24 protein-coding genes are annotated in these 26,012 nt (G+C 47.0%); 6 read left to right on the forward strand and 18 right to left on the reverse strand.

Going from position 1 to position 26,012, the window contains the following annotated elements; all coding sequences use genetic code 11:
• Positions 1-130 precede the first annotated feature (130 nt).
• The 17 genes from J2Z34_RS11705 to J2Z34_RS11785 form a co-directional block, all read right to left on the reverse strand.
• Positions 131-619 (reverse strand): Csac_0668 family 2Fe-2S cluster-binding (seleno)protein, encoded by a 489-nt coding sequence (locus J2Z34_RS11705; RefSeq protein ID WP_209460049.1) that lies wholly within the window; start codon positions 617-619, stop codon positions 131-133.
• Between the two features lie 102 nt (positions 620-721).
• Positions 722-1,057, reverse strand: a complete 336-nt coding sequence (locus J2Z34_RS11710; RefSeq protein WP_209460050.1) for a winged helix-turn-helix transcriptional regulator — start codon at positions 1,055-1,057, stop codon at positions 722-724.
• Between the two features lie 245 nt (positions 1,058-1,302).
• Positions 1,303-2,532 (reverse strand): alkyl/aryl-sulfatase, encoded by a 1,230-nt coding sequence (locus J2Z34_RS11715; protein WP_209460051.1) that lies wholly within the window; start codon positions 2,530-2,532, stop codon positions 1,303-1,305.
• Between the two features lie 195 nt (positions 2,533-2,727).
• Positions 2,728-3,438: a glucosamine-6-phosphate deaminase gene (gene nagB, locus J2Z34_RS11720; RefSeq protein WP_209460052.1), complete on the reverse strand. Its 711-nt coding sequence runs from the start codon at positions 3,436-3,438 to the stop codon at positions 2,728-2,730.
• A gap of 9 nt (positions 3,439-3,447) precedes the next feature.
• Positions 3,448-4,302 carry a MurR/RpiR family transcriptional regulator gene (locus J2Z34_RS11725; RefSeq protein WP_209460053.1) on the reverse strand — a complete coding sequence of 285 codons (855 nt, stop codon included), beginning with the start codon at positions 4,300-4,302 and terminating at the stop codon, positions 3,448-3,450.
• A gap of 12 nt (positions 4,303-4,314) precedes the next feature.
• Positions 4,315-5,193, reverse strand: a complete 879-nt coding sequence (locus tag J2Z34_RS11730; RefSeq protein ID WP_209460054.1) for an ROK family protein — start codon at positions 5,191-5,193, stop codon at positions 4,315-4,317.
• Between the two features lie 11 nt (positions 5,194-5,204).
• Positions 5,205-5,897 (reverse strand): N-acetylmannosamine-6-phosphate 2-epimerase, encoded by a 693-nt coding sequence (locus J2Z34_RS11735; protein WP_209460055.1) that lies wholly within the window; start codon positions 5,895-5,897, stop codon positions 5,205-5,207.
• Entirely contained in the window at positions 5,894-6,568 is a 675-nt protein-coding gene (locus tag J2Z34_RS11740; RefSeq protein WP_209460056.1) for an SGNH/GDSL hydrolase family protein, read from the reverse strand. The genes J2Z34_RS11735 and J2Z34_RS11740 overlap by 4 nt, the downstream gene beginning before the upstream one ends.
• Positions 6,550-7,695: a Gfo/Idh/MocA family protein gene (locus J2Z34_RS11745; protein WP_209460057.1), complete on the reverse strand. Its 1,146-nt coding sequence runs from the start codon at positions 7,693-7,695 to the stop codon at positions 6,550-6,552. The genes J2Z34_RS11740 and J2Z34_RS11745 overlap by 19 nt, the downstream gene beginning before the upstream one ends.
• A complete protein-coding gene (locus J2Z34_RS11750; RefSeq protein WP_209460058.1) occupies positions 7,692-9,362 on the reverse strand; it encodes an FAD-binding protein in 1,671 nt (556 codons plus the stop codon). Before J2Z34_RS11750 ends, J2Z34_RS11745 begins: the two co-directional genes overlap by 4 nt.
• The gene (locus J2Z34_RS11755; protein WP_209460059.1) at positions 9,352-10,296 is read right to left on the reverse strand and encodes a dihydrodipicolinate synthase family protein; all 945 of its coding nucleotides are present in this window, start codon (positions 10,294-10,296) and stop codon (positions 9,352-9,354) included. Before J2Z34_RS11755 ends, J2Z34_RS11750 begins: the two co-directional genes overlap by 11 nt.
• Positions 10,289-11,314, reverse strand: a complete 1,026-nt coding sequence (locus tag J2Z34_RS11760) for an ABC transporter ATP-binding protein (protein ID WP_209460060.1) — start codon at positions 11,312-11,314, stop codon at positions 10,289-10,291. Before J2Z34_RS11760 ends, J2Z34_RS11755 begins: the two co-directional genes overlap by 8 nt.
• Positions 11,304-12,311 (reverse strand): ABC transporter ATP-binding protein, encoded by a 1,008-nt coding sequence (locus J2Z34_RS11765; protein ID WP_209460061.1) that lies wholly within the window; start codon positions 12,309-12,311, stop codon positions 11,304-11,306. Before J2Z34_RS11765 ends, J2Z34_RS11760 begins: the two co-directional genes overlap by 11 nt.
• 10 nt (positions 12,312-12,321) lie before the next feature.
• Positions 12,322-13,239: an ABC transporter permease gene (locus J2Z34_RS11770; protein WP_209460062.1), complete on the reverse strand. Its 918-nt coding sequence runs from the start codon at positions 13,237-13,239 to the stop codon at positions 12,322-12,324.
• A gap of 8 nt (positions 13,240-13,247) precedes the next feature.
• Positions 13,248-14,201: an ABC transporter permease gene (locus J2Z34_RS11775; protein ID WP_209460063.1), complete on the reverse strand. Its 954-nt coding sequence runs from the start codon at positions 14,199-14,201 to the stop codon at positions 13,248-13,250.
• A gap of 68 nt (positions 14,202-14,269) precedes the next feature.
• Positions 14,270-15,940, reverse strand: coding sequence for an ABC transporter substrate-binding protein (locus J2Z34_RS11780; protein ID WP_209460064.1), 1,671 nt, complete (start codon positions 15,938-15,940; stop codon positions 14,270-14,272).
• Between the two features lie 215 nt (positions 15,941-16,155).
• Positions 16,156-16,617, reverse strand: a complete 462-nt coding sequence (locus J2Z34_RS11785; protein ID WP_209460065.1) for a NanQ anomerase/TabA/YiaL family protein — start codon at positions 16,615-16,617, stop codon at positions 16,156-16,158.
• A 274-nt stretch (positions 16,618-16,891) separates the two neighbouring features.
• On the opposite strand from J2Z34_RS11785, the gene J2Z34_RS11790 reads away from it, so the two are divergent.
• A complete protein-coding gene (locus tag J2Z34_RS11790) occupies positions 16,892-18,274 on the forward strand; it encodes an alkaline phosphatase (protein ID WP_209460066.1) in 1,383 nt (460 codons plus the stop codon).
• A gap of 90 nt (positions 18,275-18,364) precedes the next feature.
• Here J2Z34_RS11790 and J2Z34_RS11795 read toward each other — a convergent pair whose 3' ends face one another.
• Positions 18,365-20,266: a carbohydrate-binding domain-containing protein gene (locus J2Z34_RS11795; RefSeq protein ID WP_209460067.1), complete on the reverse strand. Its 1,902-nt coding sequence runs from the start codon at positions 20,264-20,266 to the stop codon at positions 18,365-18,367.
• 274 nt (positions 20,267-20,540) lie between these two features.
• Between J2Z34_RS11795 and J2Z34_RS11800 the strand changes: the two genes are divergently transcribed.
• The 5 genes from J2Z34_RS11800 to J2Z34_RS11820 all read left to right on the forward strand — a co-directional run bounded on the left by J2Z34_RS11800 (position 20,541) and on the right by J2Z34_RS11820 (position 25,842).
• A complete protein-coding gene (locus J2Z34_RS11800) occupies positions 20,541-21,704 on the forward strand; it encodes a pyridoxal phosphate-dependent aminotransferase (protein WP_209460068.1) in 1,164 nt (387 codons plus the stop codon).
• Between the two features lie 119 nt (positions 21,705-21,823).
• Positions 21,824-23,056, forward strand: a complete 1,233-nt coding sequence (locus J2Z34_RS11805; protein WP_209460069.1) for an aminopeptidase — start codon at positions 21,824-21,826, stop codon at positions 23,054-23,056.
• A gap of 114 nt (positions 23,057-23,170) precedes the next feature.
• Positions 23,171-23,986, forward strand: coding sequence for an ABC transporter permease (locus tag J2Z34_RS11810; protein ID WP_209460070.1), 816 nt, complete (start codon positions 23,171-23,173; stop codon positions 23,984-23,986).
• 1 nt (position 23,987) lies between these two features.
• A complete protein-coding gene (locus J2Z34_RS11815) occupies positions 23,988-24,788 on the forward strand; it encodes an ABC transporter permease (protein ID WP_209460071.1) in 801 nt (266 codons plus the stop codon).
• A 43-nt stretch (positions 24,789-24,831) separates the two neighbouring features.
• Positions 24,832-25,842, forward strand: a complete 1,011-nt coding sequence (locus J2Z34_RS11820; protein ID WP_209460077.1) for an ABC transporter ATP-binding protein — start codon at positions 24,832-24,834, stop codon at positions 25,840-25,842.
• Positions 25,843-26,012 lie beyond the last annotated feature (170 nt).

Here is a 26,012-nt window from a genome sequence, read left to right on the forward strand (position 1 = left end):
GTCAAATAACTTAATGCCCTTTGTGTTTCTGGGAAGCGATCTATCATTTATAGCTCATCAGCTACAATCAAAGGTTTTTCTGGTATTTCATATTAGTTATTTCTGGTGGTTACTGATTTATTTTTTCAGATTAGTCAGTTTTAACTATTCCAAGCTTAGCCTTATCTATAGCTTCCTGGATTATTTTATGGCAGCATACCCCAAGCGGATTATTTTCTCTGCAATTCGAATTTTTCATCGTTCCTGTTGCAGCATTCACCTCAGACACAGTTCTCGCACCATGTTCAACAGCTTCGATTACCTGAGCCTCAGTAACCTTGCTGCAGTAGCAGGCAAACTTCGGATTCGCATCTCTTTTGAACCATACTGGTACCCTTACCTGGTTCTTTACAAATGTACCCTCACTATCATTATCGAAATATACAACATCACAATCCTTAGCCATGCAGACCCTGTACTTATCACCCAGAACCAAATTTCTAAACTCATCTGTTACCAGATGTCCTACAGTCATTGCACTGACAGAAACACCTTCATTGCCACAGACCGGGCAAGAGCTTCTTACAGGATTTGAAACCAGTACTCCGCTCCCACGCGTGTTGCCAATTGAAAAATTCATTTCCATTCCTCCATGACTTAGATGATTCACGGGAAACCTCTTATGAATTCTGCAAAAATCATCTATCATTCTACAGTCAGATCAGCTTACTCCAATTACAAATCATGCCTGCTTGTTAACAAGGTCCTGGTATCCCTTTCCCCAAACTTCCAAAGAACTAATTATCGGACGCATGGTTTCTCCAAGCTCAGACAGTGAGTACTCCACCCTCGGAGGCACCTCAGGATAGACAGTCCGTGTAATGATACCATCTGCCTCCATGGAGCGAAGGCTGTCAGTAAGTACCTTCTGGCTGATACCCTCAAGTGATTTGTGCAATTCATTGAAGCGCCATGGCCTTCCAAGAAGGTTTCTCATTATCAGGAGTTTCCACTTGCTGCCTATCAGATTTACAGTAGCAGCTACCGGGCATACCGGAAGCTCTTCTTTCTTTATCATTTCTATAACCCCCATTATTTGAATGTTACATTCATTTTTACTGTTACATTCAAATTGTATGGCTTAAAAACATTTAAATCAATGTATTCGCAGATTTTGGATTTCTGCTGTTACCTATGATGTCTAACTTATATGCTTTCAGTCCTAAATATTCGCGAAATACAAACGATAAAAATAAAGAAAGTCATGACAACACTTTCATGACTTTCTTCACATAGTATATTCTAATTCAGATTAGCTTCAGCCTAAAACTCTTTAGCGCTTGCAATCAGATAATGCCTGGCATTTGCTGAGGTCATCTGCTTAGCACGCATGAGCAGGGCTTCCTTTTTCAGGTCATTATTTTCCGTTAGCTCCAGCAGCTGCAGCGCCAGCTGATACTCTTCCTTTTCCATGCAGCCTTTTATTTTTTCCAGCAGCTTTTCCACGCCTATCAGATCAAGCAAAGCCTTGTTGAATTCCCTGTCACTTACAGGCATAAGCTTCACAGGATTTCCATCAAACCACCCGAGGTAGCCTGTATATACGCTTTTGACCGCCCATTCTACAGTTCCATAATATTCACCGAGATAGTCCTTTTCAGTGTATGTGGATGGCAACTTTACATTTTCTACAGCCTCGCTCATCGTCATGCCTCTGTTCATGCAATCCAGTGTCTGAAACAGGACATATTCAATTGCATCCCTGAAAGTCCCCACATGATTCTGGATCTGGTCATAACCGATAAGAGGTTTCGTATGGCCAGGCAATAGCGCACTCGCTTCATAGGAAAGAATTTCATTCAGGGAATCAATCCATGCTGCAATGTCCCTGTATTGAGTTCCCCTTATGGCATAAAGGTTCGGCCAGCAGCCGTAGTAATTGTCGCCGGTACAAATGACCCTGTCGTCCTCAAGCCAGATATAAACTTGGTCATCAGATTCACCCACAGCGCTGACCAGCCTGATCTTCACGCCATCGATTACCCTTTCAATCGTCTTCTCGTTGTATGTTGTTGTAGGATTTATGAAGTCATACTTGCCCTTCCCGATTTCCTTGCCTTCACGTATGCCGATTCCCTGGCATATTGCCTCTTCATCGGTCAATCCATATCCATGCTGATAGGTTCCCCTTTTTGCCAGGACGTCATTCAGCCTTTCATAATATTTCAGGATAGGCTTTTGTGGGAGGAATGCGATGATTTCTTCTGCAGTATCACGGAAAGCACCAGCTCCTCCTCTGTGGTCCGGATGGCCATGGGTATATATTATTGTTTTAACAGGCTTGTCCGTAATCTTAAGAAGCTCCGCCTTCAAGTCCTCTGCACACTCATCACTGTCAAGAGTATCCACAAGAATTACAGAAGTATCCCCAAAGATTGCAACAGCATTGCTATGACTGAAGCCAAGGAAATGATAAATCCTGTCATTTACCTTAGTTATCGTTTTTCTATAATTCTCTTCAGTGAAGCTTATTAGTCTTTGTTCTCCAAGCATTTCTCTACCTCCAAAATCCTTTCCCTGATTATATATCCTCCAAATTGAAGTTAAAAGTAGTTACCTTTATGTAAGCATGGAAATGGCTGGGTTATCGCACTGGATATAAAAAAATTTGAGGCGGCAGACCCTGTCCGGGGCCTGCTGCCTCAAATTCTCATATGGTACCTGTTATTCCACTTTACTCGTAATTTTTTAGATTCCGCAAGTAACGACTGTAAGGTCAGGGTGAAGCTGAAGTATTGATCCCGGCACCTCAGGGGTAACCGGTCCGTACAGAGCCTTCTTAAGGATGTCAGCCTTATCTTCACTGCTTACGATAAGCACAATTTTCTTTGCCTGCATTATGCTCTTTATACCCATGGTATATGCCTGCTTTGGAACAGCATCCGCACTTTCAAAGAACCTTGTGTTAGCTACTATTGTCTCAGGCTTCAGGTCCACCAGATGGGTGGTCTTTTCAAAGGCTTCGCTTGGCTCGTTGAAGCCGATGTGTCCGTTGTGACCTATTCCAAGTAGCTGAAGGTCAATTCCTCCAAGCGATTCGATGAGTGCATCGTATCTTTTACACTCTTCAACAGGGTTTTCAGCAAGTCCATCTGGAACGAAGGTCTTAGACTTTTCTATGTTGACAAGGTCAAAGAGATGCTCATTCATGAAATGCCTGTAGCTCTGTTCATTGGATCCGTCAAGTCCCCTGTACTCGTCCAGGTTCACTGTCCTTACACATGAGAAGTCAACATCACCTTTATTGAACCATTCTACCAGCTGCTCGTATGTTCCAATTGGAGATGAACCAGTAGCAAGTCCAAGCACGCTGTTCGGATACAGGATCACCTGCGCCGAAATTATGTTAGCAGCTTTCCTGCTCATGTCCTTATAGTCTTTTGCCTTTATTATCTTCATATTTTCCTCCTAAAGCAGTTTCTCGACGACAGCCTTTGCTGTCTTCTCCTTGTTTGCCACGGATATATCGAAGGTTCGCTTGAAATACTCGAAATACAGCACATCAAGAAGGTACAGCTGGGCAATCTTAGCCGACAGTGAACCTCCCTGCAGAGGACCTTCATTCGCTCCGCAAAGGAGCGTGATATCCGAATATGCAGTGAGCGGGGATTTCACGAACCTGGTTATGCAGATTGTCTTGGCTCCTGCCTCTTTTACGGCACGGGCTACCTCGATGGTATCCTTGGTTGATCCGGAATATGATATTATGACTGCTACATCCCTATCAGTCATGAGCGATGCGGTCATGGCCTGCAGATGCTGGTCAACTGTAAATTCTGATTTGTTGGTTATCCTCAGGAACTTGTTGTAGCCCTCCATGGCGGTGATAAGTGATGCACCTACCCCGAAGAACCTGATCCTGTCAGCAGCTACAAGCAGGCTCACGGCCTTGTCAAGATTCGAGTAGTCTATCAGGCTGTGTGTCTCGTCCAGAGCGCTGATGTTGGTGTTCTTGACCTTTGCTGAAAGCTCCTCGAGACTGTCGTTCCTGAGTATCTCCTTGTCAATCTGGGGAGTCTCTTCCTCTGAGTTCAGGCTGTGGGCCATGGCTATCTTGAATTCCTGGTAGCCTTTGAAGCCCAGAGTCTTGCAGAACCTGAATATGCTTGATTCACCTACTCCGCACCTGTCCGCCAGGTCGGTTATGGACATGTATATGACCTGTGTCCTGTTCTTTATCACCTGATCGGCAACCTTCTTCTCCGTGTTAGTGAAGGAATTGTAAGTGGTGTGGATAGTGGAGAAAATATCGGTGTTCTGCATTTTCTGTCCTCCCTATTTGATGTGTAGCGTTGCTGCCCCGAAAAGACCTGCCTTGTTTCCGAGCATAGCCTTCAAGAAGGCCACACCCTGGAAGCTTTCCATGATGAGCTCCCTTGACTTTTTCTCTATTGATTCCGCTGCTGTATCCTGTTCAAGGATTCCACCGCCAAGTATCAGTGCCTGTGGATTGAAGATGTGCACAAGGCTGGCAAGCCCCGTCGCCGCCTCACTCGACCACTCATCAAGGACACCTTTCATCAATCCATCGCCTTCTGATATCCTTGAGAAGAGCTCCCTTCCGTTTGTGACAGTTGGATCTGCTTTAGCAGCCATCTCCACCAGAAGCCTTGCCGAAGCATATGCCTCATAGCATCCCTTCATACCGCAGCTGCAATCTCTTCCACCCGGATGCAGGATCATGTGCCCGAATTCTCCGGCAGATCCCCCGATTCCTCTATATAGCTTTCCTCCGAGAATTATCGCTCCTCCTATACCCGTTCCATATGTCAGGCACAGGTAGTCAGACAGTCCTTTGCCGGCACCCAGCCATCCTTCTCCAAGGGCTGCGCAGTTTACGTCGTTCTCGACTTCAACAGGTTTCTTAAATCTCTTCTCAAGTATATCCTTTACTTGGGTACCGGTATAGCCTGGAATGTTGTCATTGGCATAAATTATGCTTCCTTTTTTCCTGTCTACCTGTCCTGCAGTGCTAATGCCTATGGCATCGTAGCCTTCGAAGGCCTGGAGGCCTGAAATCAGATTCTCAATGACTCTTGCTCCGCCCTTTTTCCCCTCGGTAGGCACCTCAGTGAAATCGAAGATTTCACCCTCATCTGTCACTATCCCAAGCTTTATTGATGTCCCTCCGATATCTGCGCAAAGTATCCTCATGACACTGCCTCCTATTTGTAAGCCGCCGCAATGAACCTCTTGGTTATTTCCATGGGTCTTGTTATTGCAGAACCGACCACTGCAGCATGGACCCCCAGATCAAGCACAGCCCTGAGCTCTTCTGGAGTTGATATCCCTCCCTCAGCTATTACCGGTGCATCCAGCTCCTTGACCATCCTTTCGATAAGGTCCAGTGCAGGAAGAACCCTTCCTTCCGTGTATGGGGTATATCCAGCCATTGTGCTTCCGATATAGTCGAATCCAAGCTCTGAAGCAAGCTTCGCCTCTTCAAAATTCGAGCAGTCAGCCATGAAGAGCTGATTTGGATATTTCGCCCTGATTATCGGAAATGCCTCTTTTATGGTCATTCCATCCGGTCTCATTCTGATTGTAGCATCAATCGCAATGATGTCCACACCCTCTTCGCAAAGGGCATCCACTTCCTTCATTGTGGGCGTGATATATACCTCAGAGCCCTCGTAATCCTGCTTTATGATGCCGATTATTGGAAGATCTACTGTCTTCTTGATTTCTCTTATATCAACTACGCTGTTAGCCCTTATTCCGCTTGCTCCGCCAAGAAAGGCAGCATAAGCCATCCTTCCCATTATGAACGCACTGTGCAGTGGTTCATCCGCCAGCGCCTGGCATGATACTACCACCTTGTTCCTTATTGCCTCATGTACTTCCTGTTTTGTCCTCATATGTCCTCCCTATTGTTCAGGTTTTCACCCGACATTATTCCGTTCACCAGCTCACCCATAAGGTCAGCCATCTTCCTGTGTCCATCAGCGTCCAGGTGCATATAGTCGATCCTGTTCATTCCTATCGTCTTTCCCGAATCGAAGAAGGGTATTCCCTCAAGCTCCAGCAAAGAGGATAGATTTTTGGCAAGGTCCCTGGATTTTAAATCGCAGCCTTTGCCCATAGCTGCACCGATCTCCGAATCGATGTAGCGCTCACCTATTACAGGAGGGCATACCACCAGGACCTTTGTCCCCGTTCCGCCAGGACCAGCCTTAACTGACCTTGCCTTTACAGCAAGCCTTGCTATTCCCTGAGCGATGTTCATGGATGTGAAGGAGAACCTTTCCTTGGTGTCATTCGTTCCCAGCATGATTATCGCAAGCTCTACAGGGTTGTGGCTCATTAGGCATGGATGAATGTAGTCAAGTCCATTAAGACCTTCGAATAGCGGATCATCACAGACCGCTGTTCTACCCGAGAGACCTTCAGAAATTACTTCCCATTCACTTCCAAGAAGCTCCTGAAGAAGTGTGGTCCACCTGACACTATCAGTAAACCTTCCGCCAGTCCCTGCATCATATCCCCATGTATTCGAATCGCCGAAGCAAACTATTCTTTTCCTGTCCATGCGTTCTTCCCCTCTTCCTCGGATACCTTCCTCTGATAAGCCACTTCATATTCGTCAGGATCAAAATTGACCGCGACTGGTCTTCCCGTCCATGCTGACAGGTATGCTGCGTTAACCGCTCTCACCGTGTCCCTTCCACCCCTGAAGGAGCACTGAATGTCCTTTGCTCCATCAATTGCGTCCACGAAATTCTGTATTGTTGCTGCCTGCTCCACTTTGTTGGGAACTATCGGAATTTCCTCGAAGGCTTCAGTCCATGGCACCTTTGTAAAGTAGCCGGTTTCAGTCCTTGCAAATTCCTCCTCAGGCATCGAGAGTGTTCTCACCGTAAGCCTTGAATCATCCTCAACGATGATCTGACCTCTGTCAAAGGACAGCTCCAGCCTGTTTGTTCCCGGGCACTCGTGGGTAGATGCGGTGAAAGTACCTGTAGCGCCGTTCTCGTAGAACAGAACAAGTGTCACATCATTTTCAGTGGTCACAGGCCGGTGCAGCCCTTCTGCAGTGTAGGCTGAGATTCTCTCAGGCATCCCTGCTATCCAAAGCAGGAGGTCGAACTGATGCACCGCCTGGTTCATGAGCACTCCGCCGGCCTCAGTCTTCCAGCTCCCTCTCCAGGAGCCAGACCTGTAGTAGGCATAGGTCCTGTACAGGTTGGTTATCTGCCATGATGAACGTCTAAGTTCCCCAAGGCTTCCCGATCGGACAATATCCCATACCTTCCTGTATAATTTGTTAGCTCTCCTGTTTACCATTACCCCTGCTGCAAGGTCAGGTCTGCCATCAGCCAATGTGACAAGCCTCTCTACTTCAATGGTACTTACTCCAAGAGGCTTATCGACAAGTACGCTTATCCCTCTGGCAATGGCTTCTTCAGCCATTTTTGCATGAAGTGTGTGTGGAGTCGTTATTATCACACCATCCACGAGGCCTGAATCAAGCATGTCAGTATAACTGTCGAATATCCTGATGTCAGAAATCCCGCACTTTTTTGCAGCTTCCTCCGCCTTAACGGTATTTCTCGAGGATAGGGCTGCTAAAGCTGCTCCATCCACCATACCTTCACCGAAGATCGACATGTAGTCTCCTGCTATCTGGCCTATTCCTGCTATCCCGATCCTTTTCATTCATTGCCTCCCATGTATGCTGCTATTGGTTCTCCATTTTCAAACTTTACCCTGATCATCGTTACAAGGCTTTCATCCTTTTGGGGATAGTCCTCCCTGTAATGTGAGCCTCTGCTCTCCTTCCTCAGGTCCATGGCTTCAATGCATGCCTTTGCCATTTCAACTGATGAAAGAAGTCTGTTCGAATCAAGGTATTCAAGCATGTATGAATCCGAGGATCCATTCTTTGTCAAACACCTGCCTTTTTCAAGCACCAGGGAACCAATGAAATCCCTCACTCTCTCAAGGCTTTCTCTGCTTCTCGAAAGAAATGCATCCCTGTACATGACCTCTCTGAGAGCCTCCAGCTTTTCTTTTGCATTCTTTATGCTGAAGACTTCAAGTTCAGCTTCATCAGGCTCAGCTGCTTTATCCGTATCATTATTTCTCTTGTATCCCGCTGCCGACCTTCCAGCCTTGAAGCCGAACACAATTCCATTTGCTGTGGAAAGTCCTCCGATCCTGTCAGCACCATGCATTCCGCCTGTGCATTCTCCGCAGGCATAAAGTCCTGGAACCGAAGTCTTGGCATTTTCATCGATTTCGATCCCGCCATTTGATGCATGCATGAACGGTGCCAGAATGATCTCTTCCTCAGCTGATACTCCCTTTTCTTCCTTTAGCCACCTGAAGTATTCCTTTACGAATTCACTTCCGGCATTGAGCCTATCAAGGTCGTACCTTAAGTTAAGCCCATCTGTCTTTTCTCTCTCCATCTCCTTTGCAAAGGAGATGTCCAGGTACCTTGAGATCGTCTCTGATGAGAACGGTCCGTGCAGGCTTCTTGCATCAAGAACCTCCTGCTCCGTAAGTCCTTCCGGAAGGTATTTCCCGATGAAGTCATTACCATCCCTATCAGTGAACCTTGATGCGAAAAAGGTCTTTTCATTGTATATGGTCTTGAATGACGGCCTTACGAATCCCAGCATTATCTGCATGAACTCAAGGTTCACCGCACTAGCTCCTGCCCTCATGGCAGCCGCAGTTCCTGTTGCATCCACATCATCTGTTGTAAGTCTTCTCTTGTATAATCCGCCAAGGCCCCCGCTAGCGAGTATGACAGCTTTTGCAGCGATATACACTGGATCCTTTTTATTCAGGACTCCGACTGCACCGCTGACTATTCCATCATTCATTGCAAGCTCCGTCATCTGGAAGAACGGGAGTGTCTTCACTCCTGATTCCTCGAGTATCAAGGGCAGGCTGCTAAGGAGCTTCTTCTTTGTGAGCCCTCTCCATCTCCTGTGCTTGTGGTCGAAGCAGGGAATATACTCCTTCTCTCCTTTGGCATCCTCAGAGGGCTTCATGAGCTCGACTCCCAAAGACTCAAGCTCGTCAACCGAGCTGTTAAGCCCTTCGACGAAAGCTCTTGCAACCTTCTCGTCTATCATCCCTGACCCTACGCTCCTGATGGTTTCAAGGAGTTCACCATTATCTTCCTCTCCATCCGGACCTACCAGACCGAAGCCCCAGGTACCAGGATAGAATGTGGAGCCTGAGAATATATTGGCCGAGGAGGTGAGGAGCACACTCCTCCCCTCCCTGGCAGCTGATATTGCTGCACAAACCCCTGCAATTCCAGATCCAATTACCAGGATGTCGGTCTCTATGCTTTTCCTAAGCTTCATTCTTTTCTAAAGTATCTATGAATTTAACATCAGTCAGCGAAAGTCTCTTCTTGAGAGCTATGAAATCCTTTCTGATTGACGCCTCTTCAGCCTCAGTGAAGTTGGAGAAAGGCTTCCTTGCATAGCCTGCAGGAACTCCAATCCACCTGTTTATCGCCTTAAGCAGCGACATAAGGCTTCCGTACTTGAGCATCTGCATGATTACCTCGACACCCTGTTTCATGACATTGTTCGCCTTCTCGATGTCTCCCTTGACGAAAGCATCGTATATGGCAAGGAATGTATCAGGTATAGCATTGTAGGTCGAACCGATTATTCCGTCTGATCCTGCAAGAAGTCCTGAAAGGGCCATCTCATCAGCACCGGAATATACCATGAAATCCGGACCGATGTCTGACTTCAGCTGAGTTATCTCGAAATGTGTGGTTGATGTGTATTTTATTCCCTTAACTCCCGGAATCTTGGCAAGCTTTACCAGAGTTCCGTATCCCATGAGTCCTGCAAGAGGTATGTTGTATATTATCATCGGAAGCGGACTTGCCTCTGCAAGGTCCGTGTAGAAGCCTATGATCTGCTCCTCTGAAAACTTGTAGTAGAAGGGTGGCACTGAAGATATGGCATCCGCGCCAGATTCGTAAGCGTGAACAGTAAGATCCTTTGAAAGCTTGGTGGATATTGCACCTACATGGACTATTACAGGAATCTTTCCCTTTACCTCGTCCATTACGATCTCAACTGCCTTTTTCCTCTCATCCTGTGACATGAGGAAGCCTTCTCCTGTTGAACCGACAATATAAAGTCCGTGTACACCCACACCGATGAGGTGTGATACGAGAGCTCTCAGGCCCTTCTCATCAAGTTCCTCCTCCGCAGTAAACGGGGTTAAAAGTGCAGGTATTACTCCCTTGATCTCTGATATGTTAAAATTAGCCATTCTTCACATTCCTTTCGATTTCTTCATCTACAAAGTGGCAAGCGACATGGTGTTTGCTTCCGTCAATATCGTATTCCTTAAGTTCAGGCTTTTCCGTTTTGCACCTTTCCATGCAATATGAGCATCTGGGGTGGAAGGTACAGCCTGAAGGCGGTTTGGAAGGACTGGGGACATCTCCCTCAAGTATTATCCTGTTTGTCTTCCTGTCGGGTTCAGCGACGAATATTGCTGAGAGCAGTGCCTGTGTGTATGGATGGAGCTTGTTCCTGTATAGCTCGTCAGCATCTGCCAGCTCAACTATCCTTCCAAGGTACATTACAGCGATCCTGTCGCTTATGTACTCGACGACGCTCAGGTCGTGGGTTATGAATATGTAGGTAAGCTGCCTTTCTTCCTTGAGCTTCTTGAGCAGGTTCAGCACCTGTGCCTGTATGGACACGTCCAGTGCGCTTACCGCTTCATCGCATACTATGAGCTCAGGATTTACTGAAAGAGCTCTCGCTATTCCTATCCTCTGCCTCTGACCGCCTGAGAACTCATGGGGATATCTGTCCATGTATTCCCTTCTCATGTTGACAGCCTCAAGAAGGTCTCCGATTATTTTCCTTCTTTCCTCCCTGGTCTTTACCCCGAATTTCTTCAGAGGATCCTCAAGGGACTGGAAGATGGTGAATGCAGGATTTAAAGATGAGTGTGGATCCTGGAAAACTATCTGCAGCTTCTTTCTTGCATTGTCCAGCTCGCTGCCAGGAAGCTTCCTCAGGTCTTTCATCCCATCCTCGAATTTGTATTCCATGGTCCCGTCTGTAGCCTTGATAAGCTGCAGTATGGATTTCCCAAGCGTTGTCTTTCCACAGCCTGACTCCCCGACAAGTCCAAGGGTCTCGCCCTTGTACACATCGATGGAAATATCATCCACAGCCTTGACATAGCCCACTGTCTTTTTCAGGACTCCCTTTTTGACAGGGAAATATGTCTTGACGTTTTTTAGACTCAGGAGAACTTCCTTATTTTCCATTTGAAAGCACCTCCTTATAGTGCCAGCATCGTACCATGTGGTTGCCTTCGACTATTTCTTCGCCAGGCATCTCCATGCACTTGTCTGTTGCAAAATCGCATCTGTCCTTAAACTGGCAGCCAACTGGCCTGTTGTATGGGTCCGGTGTTGATCCCCTGATTGGCTTCAGGTCCTGGTTCCTGCCCTTACCGAGTATCGGTATGGACTGGAGCAGTCCCCTTGTATATGGATGAGCCGGATTAGTCAGCACTTCCTTGGTAACTCCGCTTTCAACGATGTTTCCCATGTACATGACAGCAACCTCGTCGGAAACCTCGTTGACAACGCCCATGTCGTGGGTTATCAGAAGAACCGCCGTGTTGAATTCCTTCTTCAGCTTCATGATCAGCTCGAATATCTGTGCCTGGATCGTAACGTCCAGGGCAGTAGTCGGTTCGTCCGCGATAAGTACCTTCGGATTGCAGCTCATTGCCATGGCAATCATGGCCCTCTGCCTCATTCCTCCTGAGAACTGATGAGGATATTCATTGACCCTCTGCTCAGGATTTGGTATTCCCATTAAAGTAAGGAGCTCTATTGATCTTGCATGAGCTTCCTTGCCGGTCATTTTGGTGTGAGCCTTCAGGTTTTCTGAAATCTGGAAACCTACCGAATAAACCGGATTAAGGGCGGTCATCGGGTCTTGGAATATCATAGCGATATCCCCACCCCTTATGGACCTCATCTTCTTTCCGTTCTTCGGAAGCTGGTCTATCCTTATCTCTTCATTGTCAGAGTAATAGGTGATCGAGCCTTCCTCAATCCTTGAAAGATCAGGCAGAAGCTGCATTATCGATGCTGCTGTTACGCTCTTTCCGCAGCCCGATTCACCTACGACACAAAGTGTCCTTCCCTTCCTGATGTCAAAGGATACTCCGTTAAGAGCCCTGTTGCACCTTTCGTTTGTATAGAAATATGTCTTGAGATTATTTACACTTATTATCTTGTCCTGTTCCATCGCTGCCTCCTTAACCCTGCTGCGTCGGGTCCGCAGAATCTCTCAGACCGTCACCCATGAAGTTGACGCTCATAACGAAGAGAGATATTATAAGCCCTACTGGAAGCCAGATCCACCAGTTCCGAAGAAGGACTGTCTGGTCCTGCGCTGCATTGAGAATGTTGCCCCATGTGGCTATTTCCAGAGGTACACCGAGTCCGAGGAATGACAGTGACGCCTCCTCAAGTATGAACATGGCGGTGCTTAGCGTTATGTTTACAAGTATCGGTCCGATTGCATTAGGCAGCATGTGCTTATAGCAGACTATGACGTCGCTTAGTCCGAAAGCCTTCAGTGCCTGTACATATTCTTCCTCTCTTATCGACAGCATCCTCGCCCTTGTCATTCTGTACACGCTTCCCCATCCGGTAGCGATGAATATGATGAGAAGGTTCCTGAGGCTCTGCCCGAGGATCGTAACTAGAAGAAGCACCAGTACTATCTGTGGAAACGACATGAATATCTCGGATATCCTTAGTATCGTCCTGTCTATGACTCCACCCTTATAGCCTGCGTATGCTCCTAGGAGCACTCCTATTGTGGCCGCTCCAAGAGCGCTTCCAAGACCTACAAGTATGGAGATCCTTCCTCCATACAGGACCCTTGAGAAGATGTCCCTTCCTATCTTGTCAGTTCCAAGGATGTGCTCTGCGCTAGGAGGCTGAAGCACACTCTGCATATCAACTCCAAGAGGGTCATAGCTTGTCAGCAGGGGAGCAAGAATCGAAGCTAGTATTATGACTGCAAAAATCACCATACCTAGAAGCGCAAGCTTGTTCTTCAGGAGCTTCCTGAGGCTCCTGTTCATGGTCTTACCACCGCTTTGTCCAGCTTCCTCCATGGCCCTTATCTTATCGAATTTTTTATTTAGTCTCTTGTTTACTGCCATGTCTCCTCCTAATCCAGCTTGACTCTAGGGTCAAGCACGGCTGTGAGTATGTCTACAATGAAGCTCGATGCAAGCACCGCAACCACTGAGAACAGAGCAATCATCATGACAAGAGGATAATTTTGGCCTCTTACCGCTGTGACGAAGGTGCTTCCTATTCCCTGTCTCTGGAATATGGTCTCTATGACCACGGATCCGCCGATAAGCATTGGAAGCCTGAAGCCTATTAGGACCATAACCGGAGTCAGAGCAACTCTGAAGCCATGGACAAGGTTAACTCTCCACTCAGGAAGCCCCTTGCTCCTTGCAGTCTTGATATACTCCTTGTTCATTGCGTCAAGCATTGACGCCCTGGCATATCTCATGACACCTGCTGTAAGTGATACTCCCAGCACCATGGCAGGGAGGAAAAGGACCCTGAGTTCGTCGTATAACGAAGTCTGGTTAGGCAGGAGCTTAATAGGGAATAGCCTTAACTTAAGGACGAAAACCATTATGACTACCAGTCCGAAGAAGAACTGCGGAATGGATACTCCAATCATTCCTCCGATAGTCAGCACGTTGTCAGCAAGTGTTCCCTTCTTGAGGGCGCTTACAAGACCAAGTATGCTTCCTATGACTGTTGATATCAGAAGTGCGGCTACAGAAAGTTCTACAGTCGATGAAAGGTTCCTGGCAACAATGTCAGCTATCTTGACACCTGATGTAATACTGAATCCGAAATTGCCCTTCAGCATCTCGAAAAGCCACCTGAAGTACCTCAGCAGGAACGGATCATTAAGTCCGTATGCATCTCTCAGTGCAGCCAGCTGCTCCGGGGATATGTTGGCCATGGCATCCGGCGGGATAAGATGGGATACTGCGTCGCCAGGAGTAAGCTCAAGGCCGAGATATATAAGGAATGTGATGATGAGGATCATCGGCAGCATGGACAACAGCCTTCTGATAATATATGAAACCATTTTTCCTCCTTTTTAAAAAATATAGCTGTGGAGAAAACCACAGCTATACATCAAGCACTAAATATATGTTACTTTGCTGCTACTTCCCAATTTTGAACGTTCCAATTGTATGAGAACTGAGGATTGCCGTACTTTGCGGCTCCCTTGGTTATCTTGTCGCTTTGAACAACGAAAACCGGCTGGTAGTAGAGCGCCATTGTGAACATTGACTCGTTCTCGTACTTCTGAAGTTCGTTGAACGCCTTAGTCATTTCCGCAGAGTCGAATGTAGAGTTTGTAGCATCTATAAGCTCATTCAGCTTAGGATCTTCCGGTGTATGTGAGTTGGAGGATGATCCTGTCCTGTATCTGTCGTAGTATTCATGGAGAGAAAGCGCTGCGTTAGCCGCATAAGCCATATCCCAATCAACTGCGCTTGGTCCGTTCTTCTGGTCAGCAGGTGGTGTCCAGAGAAGAGTACCAAGGTCTCCTTCAAGGAGTCTGAACTTCATCTCTATGCCTACTGCCTTAAGGTATGACTGAATGCTTGCCATGAAATCAACGGTTAGCTGGTCGGTGTAGTAATATACCACGTCAAGGACAGTCTTTGAATCCCATCCTGCTTCAGCAAGCAGAGCCTTTGCCTTCTCAGGGTCATACTTGTAGTCGTTGAGTCCTGCAGCCTTTGTAGCCTCGTTAGGTGTAAGGCTGTTCGCTGGAACAGCTGCTCCCTTGAAGAGGTTCTTGGCGATTGATTCCATATCGATAGCGTACTTTATCGCCTGCCTAACCTTTACGTCAGCAAGAGGTGACTTCTTTCCGTCCTTCTTGTCGAACTTGTTGAGGTAGAACAGCCTTGTGTATCTGATATTTACCTGGGTTACTGTAAGTCCGGGAACATCCTTCAGTGAGCTTGCTGCGTCAACGCTCTTTGTATATGCGTAGTCAAGCATTCCCGACTGAGCGTTTGTAACAAGGTTCGGGTCTGAATCTCCAGGGCTTGGTGAAAGGTATATGGAATACTTTGGAGCTCCGCCATAGTATTTGTCGAAAGGCTTCAGAGTTGTGTACTCGTTAAGCTTTACTTCATCAACCATGAACGGTCCGCTTCCTACAGGAGCCTGGAAGTATGGAGCCTGCTGGAACTTTAGAGGATCAGCATCCTTGAAATGCTTCTGCGGCAGCGGCGCGAACTGTGTGAACGCAAGCAGCGCATCAGGAGCAACCTTCGCGAACTCTATTGTGATCTTCGCTCCGTCAACCTTTATGCCTGAAATCTCAGTTGCGGTTTTTGCTATGAATTCTGGTGCACCCTTTATCGCCTTGAAGGTCGATGCGAAGACTGCGTTGAGACCGGTGATCTTAAGAGCGTACTCTATTGACCACTTTACATCAGCTGAAGTTATCTTCTCTCCGTCATGCCAGAATATATCGTCTCTCAGCTCGAATTCAAGCTTAGTTCCGTCTGCAGCCATAGTGTATGATTTCGCAAGAGCGCCTGCAACCGGGTTAAGGTTCTCGTCAGCAACAAGCAGATGATCATACATTGCCTTCTGATGCATATACGATGCCGGGTTAAGCCATGGATGTTCAAAGAATTCAACAGGGCCACCGTTTGAATAGAGAACACTCGCCTTGCCTGATGTTTCAGACGGTGTAGTCGGAGTTCCAGGAGTTGTAGGTTCAGCCTTTCCTGAGCAGCCGGCAAGAACCGCTGCAAGCATCATGGTGGCGATAAGCGCACTGATACGTTTTTTCATTTTTCTCCCCCTTAAAATGTTTTCCAGGTCAATCTCGTTTCCCAAGCACGACCTGTAAACTATTACACTTACCTTAACACATGAATTTATGAAACTCAAGATGAAAATCGAAATTTCTTCCAAAAACTTTTTTCGGTTGGAACTTTCTTCCAATAACTAGAAAAAGAATGCCTGCAGCTGATGATTCATCAAAGCTGCAGGCAAATTCAGACTATTTACTTCACTTTGACCTTCATGACGAACTTTCTTACACGTCCTCTCTCCTTCGGAGTGCCATTCACCATATGGGCATCCTTCGGAAGATAGAGTGCGAAGCATCCTCTCGGTATGTAGGCTTCAGCATATTCATCTCCCGGACAGTCGCCAAGAAGATAATCCCCCTCAGCATCATAAGGAGAAGTCACAACAAGATTCGACTCATCAGTGGACCTTATGTAGTCGAGTCCCTCAAGGGTAATATGGATATCCACGAAGTCATGATGGCATTCGTACTTCTTCTCCTCAGGTCTTCCCTGCATATTCTCGATAAGGTTCACAAACAGCTCACCTTCTTCAATTACGAACTTCTCTTCCTTGTGGTTTAAGATATTTTCCTCGAGAAGATATCTTACCGCCTTCGTGAGATTCGGGTGCAGAAACGAATAGTTCCCGATATTTTCCAGCCTGTCATAGATCACTTAATACACATCCTTTATTTATTTCCGTATTTTCTACATCATATTACACGAAGTCCTGTTTGTCATGTACCAAAAAAATCCTTCATGGAAATATTGGCAGCTATCTCAACCAAAAATGATGTTCCTCTTTCTGTCAATTCATATCAACATTGTTAATTAATCCGACCCAAAGCTTAACATCCCTTAACCCCGACTTCAAACTGACTTTACCTCCTCCTGTTATCATTTGCTTGTGACCTAAAAAGAACATAATGATTCACTTGGAGGGAAAAGAATGAGAAGAATTGCAAAAAAAGCTACCGCAGCAGCTCTTACATCTGTATTGGTCCTTGCCGCTGGTTCACAGTTAAGCGCTTCAGCACTTGAGAACAAGACTAAAAAGCCCATAGCAAAGAACGTGATAGTAATGATCAGTGACGGCTGGGGCTACAACCAGATAGCAGCTACCGACTACTACCAGTATGGTAAATTGGGAACTCAGCTCTATGAAAGCTTCCCCTTCCAGATGGGAATGAGCACATACTCAGTCGGTTCATACGACCCAACTGCAGCCTGGGATTCCTTCGACTACCTTAAGAACAGGCCTACCGATTCTGCAGCAGCAGCCACAGCAATGTCTACCGGAGAAAAGACCTACGATGCTGCAATCGGAGTCGATGATGACGGATCAGTCCTGAGACACATTTCAGAAGACCTTGAAGCAGCAGGAAAAGCAACCGGAGTTGTTTCCTCAGTAGAATTCAGCCACGCTACCCCAGCAGGCTTCGTAGCCCATAATGCAAGCAGGAACAACTATTCTGAGATAGCCAATGAGATGCTCAAGGACAGTGCCACAGATGTAATCATAGGAGCAGGAAATCCTTACTACAATGACAATGGAGATCTGATGATTACACCAAACTACAGGTTTGTAGGTGGCTCTGCTACCTGGAATGCCCTTGTTGAGGGAACTCTTGAGGTTTCAGACGCCAACGGTGATGGCATTGTTGATGAGCTTGACAAGTGGACACTCATCCAGGAAAAGGAAGAGTTTGAAGCCCTACAGACCGGGAAAACGCCTTCAAGGCTCGTGGGGGTACCTCAGGTAGCGACAACCCTTCAGCAGGCGAGAGGTGGAGACAGACTTGCTGACCCATATGCAGTGCCACTTAACGACAATGTCCCTGACCTTGCGACTATAACAAATGTTGCACTCAATGTCCTCGACAACGATGAGGACGGATTCTTCCTCATGATAGAAGGCGGAGCGATTGACTGGGCAGGACATGCAAACCAGAAAGGAAGAGTCATTGAGGAGCAGATGGACTTCAACAAGGCAGTTGAAGCGGTCAACTCATGGGTCAGAGAGAACAGCAACTGGGGAGAGACTCTTCTAATTGTCACAGGCGACCATGAGACAGGATACCTCACTGGACCGAACTCAGGAACTGAATCTGATCCCATGTGGACTTCAATAGTCAACAACGGCGCAGGCGTCCTTCCGGGAATGGAATGGAACAGCACAGACCACACCAACAGCATAATCCCCCTTTATGCCAAGGGAGATGCAGCAAGACTTCTGAAGTCATATGCTGACGAATCAGATTCAGTAAGGGGAAGCTACATAGACAATACCGAAATCGCTGAACTGATAAGGCAGGCGATGAACATAAGATAACCAAGGCGCAGTAAAGACCTCCGTTGAAGGATCGTATCCTTCAATGGAGGCCTTTCTGCTTTCTTATTTGTTATTTTCTTTATTATTCATCTATTTCCTTCCGCCACCAGGTCCGCCCATGCCGCCAGTCTGCGCTCCTGACTGTGATGCCTGGGTCACAGCTCCTGAAACTGTTAAGCTGACAGCCTCGGTTCCTCCGGAAAATGTGCCATCTGCTAAGTAGCCGTCAGCTTCAGTGCCCGTCGTGGTTCCGCCAAGTATCACAGTATACTCCTCGCCCTTCTCAAGCTCTGGTGAAGATACGACAACTGACGAGTATGCCTTTGCAGGCTTGAATGCCGCCACTACATTACCATCTGAATCCTCGACCCTTACAAGCGTACCTGCAGTCTGCGATGTCAGGAATATTGCTGCACTGTTCTGTGCAGATCCTGTCCCAGGTGCCTCTGCCATGCCTGAGCTTCCTGCAGCTATGAGAAACCCACCGTTAAGGGCGAATTCTCCGTTGTAGTCCAGAGCTCCGTTGTTGTTAGCAGTAGGTCCGCTTACTAATACGATACCGCCGTTCATCTCAAGGTTGCCGTTTGAATCGAGACCATCTCCGCTTGCATTGACATATATGTATCCGCCGTTTATGACAAGCGCTACTCCGGAGGTGCTGCTGAAGCTGTTCTGTCCCGGCCTGTTGTTAAGGGAGGAGCCATCGGCTCCTCCTGCAGCGTTAAATCCGTCATCGGATGTCGTAAGCCTTACATTGCCGTCATTAATTGTAATCTTTGAACTCTCTATTCCCTCATAGGCCTTTGCAATGTTAATGTCGCCGTTGTTGAGGGTAACAGCAGTGTCACCATGGATTCCGTCATCTCCGGATGACATGCTTACGCTTCCGCCGTTGATTGTTACGCTTTCATTTGAATGTATGGAATCATCTGAAGAGTCGATTGTGATCGTACCGCCGTCTATAGTTACATCAATTCCTGCCTTAAGGCCCTTGGCACTATCTGAAGTCGAGGACGTTGCAGCTGTTCCATTCTTTCCCCATGTTCCCCATGATGCACTCGTGCTTGCATTTCCGCTTCCGCCGCCGGTTGTAACATCTATCGTTCCGTTTTTCACTATTACCGCAGTTACCGCCTGGATACCATCAAGCTCAGCAGTAATATCGATTATCCCGCTTTCTATCCAGACATAGCCCTTGTCGGCTTCAGTATCATTGGTTGCCTGTATTCCATCACCACCGGCATTGATTGTTACAGTTCCGCTCTTCACCGCAACCGAATCGCTGCCCTTGAGACCATCACCAACAGAAGTTATTGTGATTTTCCCTGATGCTATCTTCAGGTCATCCTTGCTTACTATTCCATGGCTGTAGTTGGCACTTACTGTAAGTGACCCTGAGCCATTGATTGTCAGGTCATCCTTGCTGAAGATTGCCGCATCAGGCTCGGTATCAGTTCCCGAAAAGCTATAACCCGCTCCGTCTGTAACAGTATTTTTTGTACCCTCTGCAAGTATCAATATAACCTTATCTGCGCTCACTACATTGATTACAGATCCGCTCTCGTTGACAAGGTCAACGCCGTCAAGCACAATCCTTACTATGTCCTCGTCCCATGCCTCAATGAGAACCTGTCCGTCGAATGAACCGGAAAGTATGTAGGTACCTGCAGCGCTTATGGTCACCTTACCTGAAGCTGCTGTGGCACCCTGTCCGGAAATGGAAGCAGATGAACCGCTAAGCTTTATGGTTGTCGCTGCTGCCGCGTCATATGAGTCATCTGAATCGTTTGTTCCGAACTCCACCGCTATGTTTCCTGTATAAGAGACTGTGGTTTCCGAAGTGCTCTGCCCTGTTGTTGTAGTAGCCGTGCCGTTTGTTCCTGCGGTAACACTCGTAGGTGTGGTGGCAGCGGTTCCGCATCCAGTGAGGATCATTCCTGAGAGTGCTGCAGCTGCAAGCCCCTGGTATACTTTCTTTCTGATATTTAACATTTAAATCATTCCTTCCAGTCTGTGTTTGTCAGGGGCAATCGCCTGTAAGGTCGTGATCCCCTTCCCTTGGTTACATGATACAAGGAATGATTTCAACAATCTCCGAAAAAGCTGTGCCATATTACCGCAAAATTAACGCACATTTTACATGTCCTAAACAATCAGACCTCCCATTCTGTAATTTCCTTCAATTCGATCAATCAGTTCCACTGTTAACTCAAAGGCAGAATTATGGTATCATTCTATTTAACAGATACGAGAGGGGAACTTGAAATTGAAGCACAGGTTTTTAGCCAAAAGATACTGGAAGGACAATTCGACAGCACTGGGAGACAGCGTAGGGCTTGCAGGAAGCTATACAGACCTCATCAACCTCAGCATAGGGGATCCTGACCTGACTACGGATGAGAGGATAATAAAGGCTGCCTTCCGAGATGCCATTGACGGTCACACCCACTATACTGACAGCTTTGGAGACCTTGAGCTCCGTATGGCAATCATGGACTTCTACACAGAAAAGTACGGATATGATGTGGAGCTTGGTGAATGCATGGTCACCACAAGTGCCTGCCACGCCATGTGGCTGGTCATGGAGACCATACTTGACGATGGTGACGAAGTCATCATTCACGAGCCGTACTTCACGCCCTATGTTCAGCAGATAAGGCTTGCCGGAGGTATCCCGGTTCCTGTGGTAACCAGGGAGGAGAATGCCTTCCAGCTTGATGTCGCTGACCTTGAAAAGGCAATAACTGAACGGACAAAGGCAATTATAATTAACACTCCGAACAATCCTACAGGCACTTGCTTCTCAAGGGAGACGCTGGAAGCCATAGCAGACGTTGCCAGAGAGCATGACATACTCATTGTGTCAGATGACATCTACACTGCCTTCAGCTACGCTGAGCCCTTCATCCCAATGACTACCATTGAAGGAATGAGGGACAGGACCATAACCATCGGAAGCTTTTCAAAGGATTTCTGCATGACAGGCTGGAGGATCGGCTACATACTTGCTCCAGAGTACATTGTAAAAACTGTGAAGAATGTCAACGAGAACAATGTCTTCACTGCACCTTCAATATCCCAGAGGGCGGCCATACACGCACTCAGAATGAGAAACGAGGTCCAGCCGCCAATAATCGACGAATACAGGAAGCGAACCTACTATGCCTGCGCGAGGATCGGAATGCTCAAGAACATGACAGTACTTCCGCCAAGAGGAAGCCTGTACCTTTTCGTCAACATCAAGGGCACTGGCCTGTCCTCTGCTGAAGTTACAAGAAGGCTTCTTGAGGAAGCACATGTTCTTGTGGTTCCGGGAAATGCTTTCGGAGACTCTGGAGAAGGTTACCTGAGGCTTGCACTTACTGTACCTGTTGAAAAGCTTGAGGAGGCATTTGACAGGATATCCAAAATGGAGCTTTTCAGAAGCTGATGAAGATCACCCAGATAACGCAATTTAGTGACAAACCTTGCCGCCGTCAATGGCGGCTTTGCTATGCATAAACTTCTCCTTATGCTATACTTTATGCATAAATGTTTTTGGAGGATAATATGAAAGACAGAAGCAACATGCTGAAAAAATATGCTGCCCTTGCAGTAAGGGTCGGGATTAACCTTGAAGAAAAGGAAGGTCTTGTAATTACAACTGGTGCAGACGGACTGCCACTCGCACGCCTTGCTGCTGAGGAAGCATACTCCTTAGGTGCAAAGAATGTGGAGCTTATAGTCAACGATGACAAGGTTACCCTATCACGATATTTAAGCGGAAAGGAAATAGCATTCGAGGAATTCCCCGCATGGAAGACAGCCATGTTTGAGGGAATGTACAAGGACAACTACCACCATCTCTTCATAATCTCCCCGGACCCTGAGCTTCTTAAGGATGCCGATCCGGAGAAGGTAGGAGCCTATCAGAAGGTATCCTCTACTGCCATGGCTCCCGTAATGCGATACAGGATGACAGGAATAACAAAATGGGCGATAGTTGCAGTGCCATCAATCCCCTGGGCTGAATCGGTGTTTCCTGGATTAAAGGGTGATGAGGCTGTCGAAGCTCTCTGGGATGAAATAGTCAAGGCTTCGAGGCTAGATCATGAGGATCCTGTTGCCTCCTGGAGGGAGCATGATGCTAACCTAAAGAAGCGTATGGACTACCTCAATGGAAAGAACTTCGAGAAGCTCAATTTCAAGGCACCAGGAACGGACCTGGAGGTATACCTGGCAAGTGACCACTGGTGGATCGGAGGCTCAAGCGACAGCTCAAAGGGTGTTCCCTACATGGCGAACATGCCTACAGAAGAGGTATTCACTGCACCACACAAGCTTAAGGTAAACGGAACTCTTAGGTCGACAAAGCCACTTAGCTACAACGGCAAGATCGTCGAGGACTTCGGCTTCACCTTCAAGGACGGCGCAGTCACTGAATACTACGCTGCAAAGGGCGGAGAGGTGCTTGAAGCCCTGCTCAAGAACGACGATGGAGCAAAGTATCTTGGCGAGGTTGCCCTGGTACAAGATGATTCACGGATATCAAACACCGGAATACTATTCAACAACACACTATTTGATGAAAATGCCTCCGTTCATTTCGCACTTGGCAGGGCATACGGATATTCCATAAGGAATGGAAGCACCATGACCCAGGATGAGCTTGCAGAAAAAGGTGCAAACTACAGCCTGATCCATGTTGACTTCATGGTCGGAGGACCTTCCCTCGATATCACAGCTACAGACCACGAAGGCAATACAATGGACATTTTCAGGAACGGGAACTGGGTCATCTGACCCGGTTCCTTCCTTTTTGAAAAATACATCATAGAATATATCCTGAGAAGTCATTCGGCTATACCACCAAAATGTGGTTAGTGGTATAATTTCACCGTAAAGGAGGGGCTGCACATGAAGAGACTTCTTAAAACCTACCTCCCGTTCACCAGAGGCGTAATTCAGGCCTTTGCAGCCTACAGGATGAACTTCTATGTCTGGATTTTAGGTGACATGTTCCAGACCATGGTGCTGCTGTATATCTGGTATGCCATATTCCAGAGCTCGACACAATCAGTGATCCAGGGCTTTACCTTCAGGGAGATGACGGGATATGTAGTGATGTCGACAGTCACAGGCATGCTTATAAACAACGATGTGCACTGGGCAATCGGAGAGGACGTAAGGACCGGAAACATCGCAATGAACCTCATCAAGCCTGTCAGCTATCAGCTGAGGCAGTATTTCGCAAGCATCGGGGGCTTAGTTGCAAACTTTCTGTTCATATTCCTTCCTCTTTGGACTGCTTATTCGGCATACAACTACTTTGCACTGGGAATGCTGCCATCACCATTTCGCATAGCAGTTTATTTCCTGAGCGCATTCTTAAGCTCTCTCATACTTTTTTATATCAACTACATTTTCGGATTGGCTGCCTTCTTCGTTGAGTACGTCTTCGGATTCGTATTCGCCAAGGAAGCAGTGGTAAGGCTCCTTTCAGGAAGCCTCATCCCCCTTACCTTCTTCCCCCAGGCTTTCCGGTCAGTATTCGCATTTTTACCCTTTGCAGGACTCATATTCACACCGGTCATGGTTTACCTGGGGAAATACACAGGACTTGAGCTGTTAAGGAATATGGGAGTCCAGGTGGTTTGGGTGCTTATACTTGCAGGGATAACTCAGTTTGTGTGGAAAAGTGCCATAAAGCGCCTGACCATACTTGGAGGTTAATATGAAGACGTTCAGACGATACTACAAGCTATACGGAATGTTCCTCGCCCAGTATATGAAGACCCTTATGCAGTCAAGGACTGACTTCTTTGTCGGAGTGCTGGCCTTCTTCCTTACTCAGTTCGGAGGAATCGCCTTCATCGCCCTTGTATTCATGCAGATACCTGACCTTCTTGGCTGGAGCTTCCACGAGCTCCTGTTCATTTATGGATTCGCAAACATCCCAAGGGGTCTGGACCACATGTTCACCGATTACCTGTGGCTGTTCGCAGGCAATTCAGTTGTCAATGGAGAATTCGACAGATATCTCCTGAGGCCTCTGAATCCCCTGTTCCAGATAATCGCACAGAAATTCCAGCCTGACGGCATAGGCGAAGTCATCATAGGAATCATACTGGTCACATACTCTTCCATAAATGGAGGAATACAGTTCACACCTTTCAAAGTGCTGATATTCATTGTGCTTGTGCTACTTGCAACTTTAATCTACACAAGCATCAAGCTGTTCTTCGCTGCACTTGCCTTCTGGATCCAGCGAAGCCAGTCGATACTGTTCATGTTCTACTCAATGAGCGATTTCGCCAAGTACCCGCTGGAGATATACCACAAGTTCATAAAGACATTTATTACCTACATTGTGCCATTTGCGCTGACTGCATATATCCCGGCCTCTTACTTTCTGGGTGAGGCAGACCTGATTCCGACGCTCCTGAAGGTTTCAATAATATGCTTCCTTGCACTGACACTTGGCTATACCACATTCAAGCGCGGAATGAAGCGATATGAAAGCGTCGGGAACTAAACAGACTAAGGAGGTGAGGCACATAATGGATACTAAAGGAACGATGATAGAAGTAAGCGGGCTTACAAAAAGCTTCAAGTCATTCAAAAAGGAAAAAGGAATAAAGGGCACTCTTAAATCTCTTGTAAGCCGTGAGTATACAAGCATAGATGCCGTGAAGGATGTCTCCTTCAACATCAGAAGAGGCGAGATAATCGGGTATATCGGTGCAAATGGTGCCGGAAAATCTACAACCATTAAAATGATGACAGGTATACTTACTCCGACTGAAGGCTATGTCAAGGTAGATGGAAGAATACCCTATGAAGAGAGGACTGAAAACGCCAGGCACATCGGTGTCGTTTTCGGACAGAAGACCCAGCTATGGTGGGACCTTCCTCTTGGAGAGACCTATTCGATTCTGAAGGAGATCTATGAGGTACCGGATGACTTCTATGAGGAGCAGATGAAATATTTCGACCAGGTCTTCGAGCTTTCTACCTTCATGGACAAGACAGTAAGGACGCTGTCACTTGGCCAGAGGATGAGGGCAGACCTTGCCGCTTCCATGCTCCACAATCCCCAGGTCCTTTTTCTGGACGAACCTACAATAGGCCTGGATGTAGTCGTCAAGGAAAGGATCAGGAAAGCCATCAAGGACATGAATGAAAAATACGGTACTACAATAGTCCTTACAACCCATGACATGAGCGATATCGAGGAGCTCTGCCACAGGATAATCATAATAGACAAAGGCTCCATTCTCTACGACGGCGGTATAGACAAGATAAGGAAGGACTATGGCTTTGAGAGGAAAATAACCTTCGACCTCAGGTACGACAATGAAGATGCAGTCATTGAAAGCCTCTCCTCCATTTATCAGACCATAGACGGAAGCACAAAGGAAAATCTCCGTTTTATAGTACAAGACAACCAGGCTGTCATCAATTTCAACAGGAACGAGATAAGCATCTCAAGCATCATGAACTTCGTGCTCCACAGCTTCAACGTCCTTGATTTCTCAGTACAGGATATGGATATCGAAGCCATAGTCAAGCAGATATACACGAAATAATGAGAAGCCCTGACCAATGAATTGGCCAGGGCTTCTCTAAAGAGGATTTTTCACAGAGGTAAAACTGTGATGATAGGTAGTGTATTTTAATTTGTGTTTATACATGACTTAAGATACTAACAAGAGTGGGAATAGGAACAGGACAGGAGAGCTGAGACAAGCTCAGGCAC

The organism is Youngiibacter multivorans (assembly GCF_017873395.1).
Taxonomy (GTDB): Bacteria; Bacillota; Clostridia; order Clostridiales; family Clostridiaceae; genus Youngiibacter; species Youngiibacter multivorans.

Coding starts and splice junctions, on each gene's coding strand:
- J2Z34_RS11705 (WP_209460049.1), bottom strand. CDS start 619: ATGAATTTTTCAATTGGCAACACGCGTGGGAGCGGAGTACTGGTTTCA.
- J2Z34_RS11710 (WP_209460050.1), bottom strand. CDS start 1,057: ATGATAAAGAAAGAAGAGCTTCCGGTATGCCCGGTAGCTGCTACTGTA.
- J2Z34_RS11715 (WP_209460051.1), bottom strand. CDS start 2,532: ATGCTTGGAGAACAAAGACTAATAAGCTTCACTGAAGAGAATTATAGA.
- nagB (WP_209460052.1), bottom strand. CDS start 3,438: ATGAAGATAATAAAGGCAAAAGACTATAAGGACATGAGCAGGAAAGCT.
- J2Z34_RS11725 (WP_209460053.1), bottom strand. CDS start 4,302: ATGCAGAACACCGATATTTTCTCCACTATCCACACCACTTACAATTCC.
- J2Z34_RS11730 (WP_209460054.1), bottom strand. CDS start 5,193: ATGAGGATACTTTGCGCAGATATCGGAGGGACATCAATAAAGCTTGGG.
- J2Z34_RS11735 (WP_209460055.1), bottom strand. CDS start 5,897: ATGAGGACAAAACAGGAAGTACATGAGGCAATAAGGAACAAGGTGGTA.
- J2Z34_RS11740 (WP_209460056.1), bottom strand. CDS start 6,568: ATGGACAGGAAAAGAATAGTTTGCTTCGGCGATTCGAATACATGGGGA.
- J2Z34_RS11745 (WP_209460057.1), bottom strand. CDS start 7,695: ATGAAAAGGATCGGGATAGCAGGAATAGGCCAGATAGCAGGAGACTAC.
- J2Z34_RS11750 (WP_209460058.1), bottom strand. CDS start 9,362: ATGAAGCTTAGGAAAAGCATAGAGACCGACATCCTGGTAATTGGATCT.
- J2Z34_RS11755 (WP_209460059.1), bottom strand. CDS start 10,296: ATGGCTAATTTTAACATATCAGAGATCAAGGGAGTAATACCTGCACTT.
- J2Z34_RS11760 (WP_209460060.1), bottom strand. CDS start 11,314: ATGGAAAATAAGGAAGTTCTCCTGAGTCTAAAAAACGTCAAGACATAT.
- J2Z34_RS11765 (WP_209460061.1), bottom strand. CDS start 12,311: ATGGAACAGGACAAGATAATAAGTGTAAATAATCTCAAGACATATTTC.
- J2Z34_RS11770 (WP_209460062.1), bottom strand. CDS start 13,239: ATGGCAGTAAACAAGAGACTAAATAAAAAATTCGATAAGATAAGGGCC.
- J2Z34_RS11775 (WP_209460063.1), bottom strand. CDS start 14,201: ATGGTTTCATATATTATCAGAAGGCTGTTGTCCATGCTGCCGATGATC.
- J2Z34_RS11780 (WP_209460064.1), bottom strand. CDS start 15,940: ATGAAAAAACGTATCAGTGCGCTTATCGCCACCATGATGCTTGCAGCG.
- J2Z34_RS11790 (WP_209460066.1), top strand. CDS start 16,892: ATGAGAAGAATTGCAAAAAAAGCTACCGCAGCAGCTCTTACATCTGTA.
- J2Z34_RS11795 (WP_209460067.1), bottom strand. CDS start 20,266: ATGTTAAATATCAGAAAGAAAGTATACCAGGGGCTTGCAGCTGCAGCA.
- J2Z34_RS11805 (WP_209460069.1), top strand. CDS start 21,824: ATGAAAGACAGAAGCAACATGCTGAAAAAATATGCTGCCCTTGCAGTA.
- J2Z34_RS11810 (WP_209460070.1), top strand. CDS start 23,171: ATGAAGAGACTTCTTAAAACCTACCTCCCGTTCACCAGAGGCGTAATT.
- J2Z34_RS11815 (WP_209460071.1), top strand. CDS start 23,988: ATGAAGACGTTCAGACGATACTACAAGCTATACGGAATGTTCCTCGCC.
- J2Z34_RS11820 (WP_209460077.1), top strand. CDS start 24,832: ATGATAGAAGTAAGCGGGCTTACAAAAAGCTTCAAGTCATTCAAAAAG.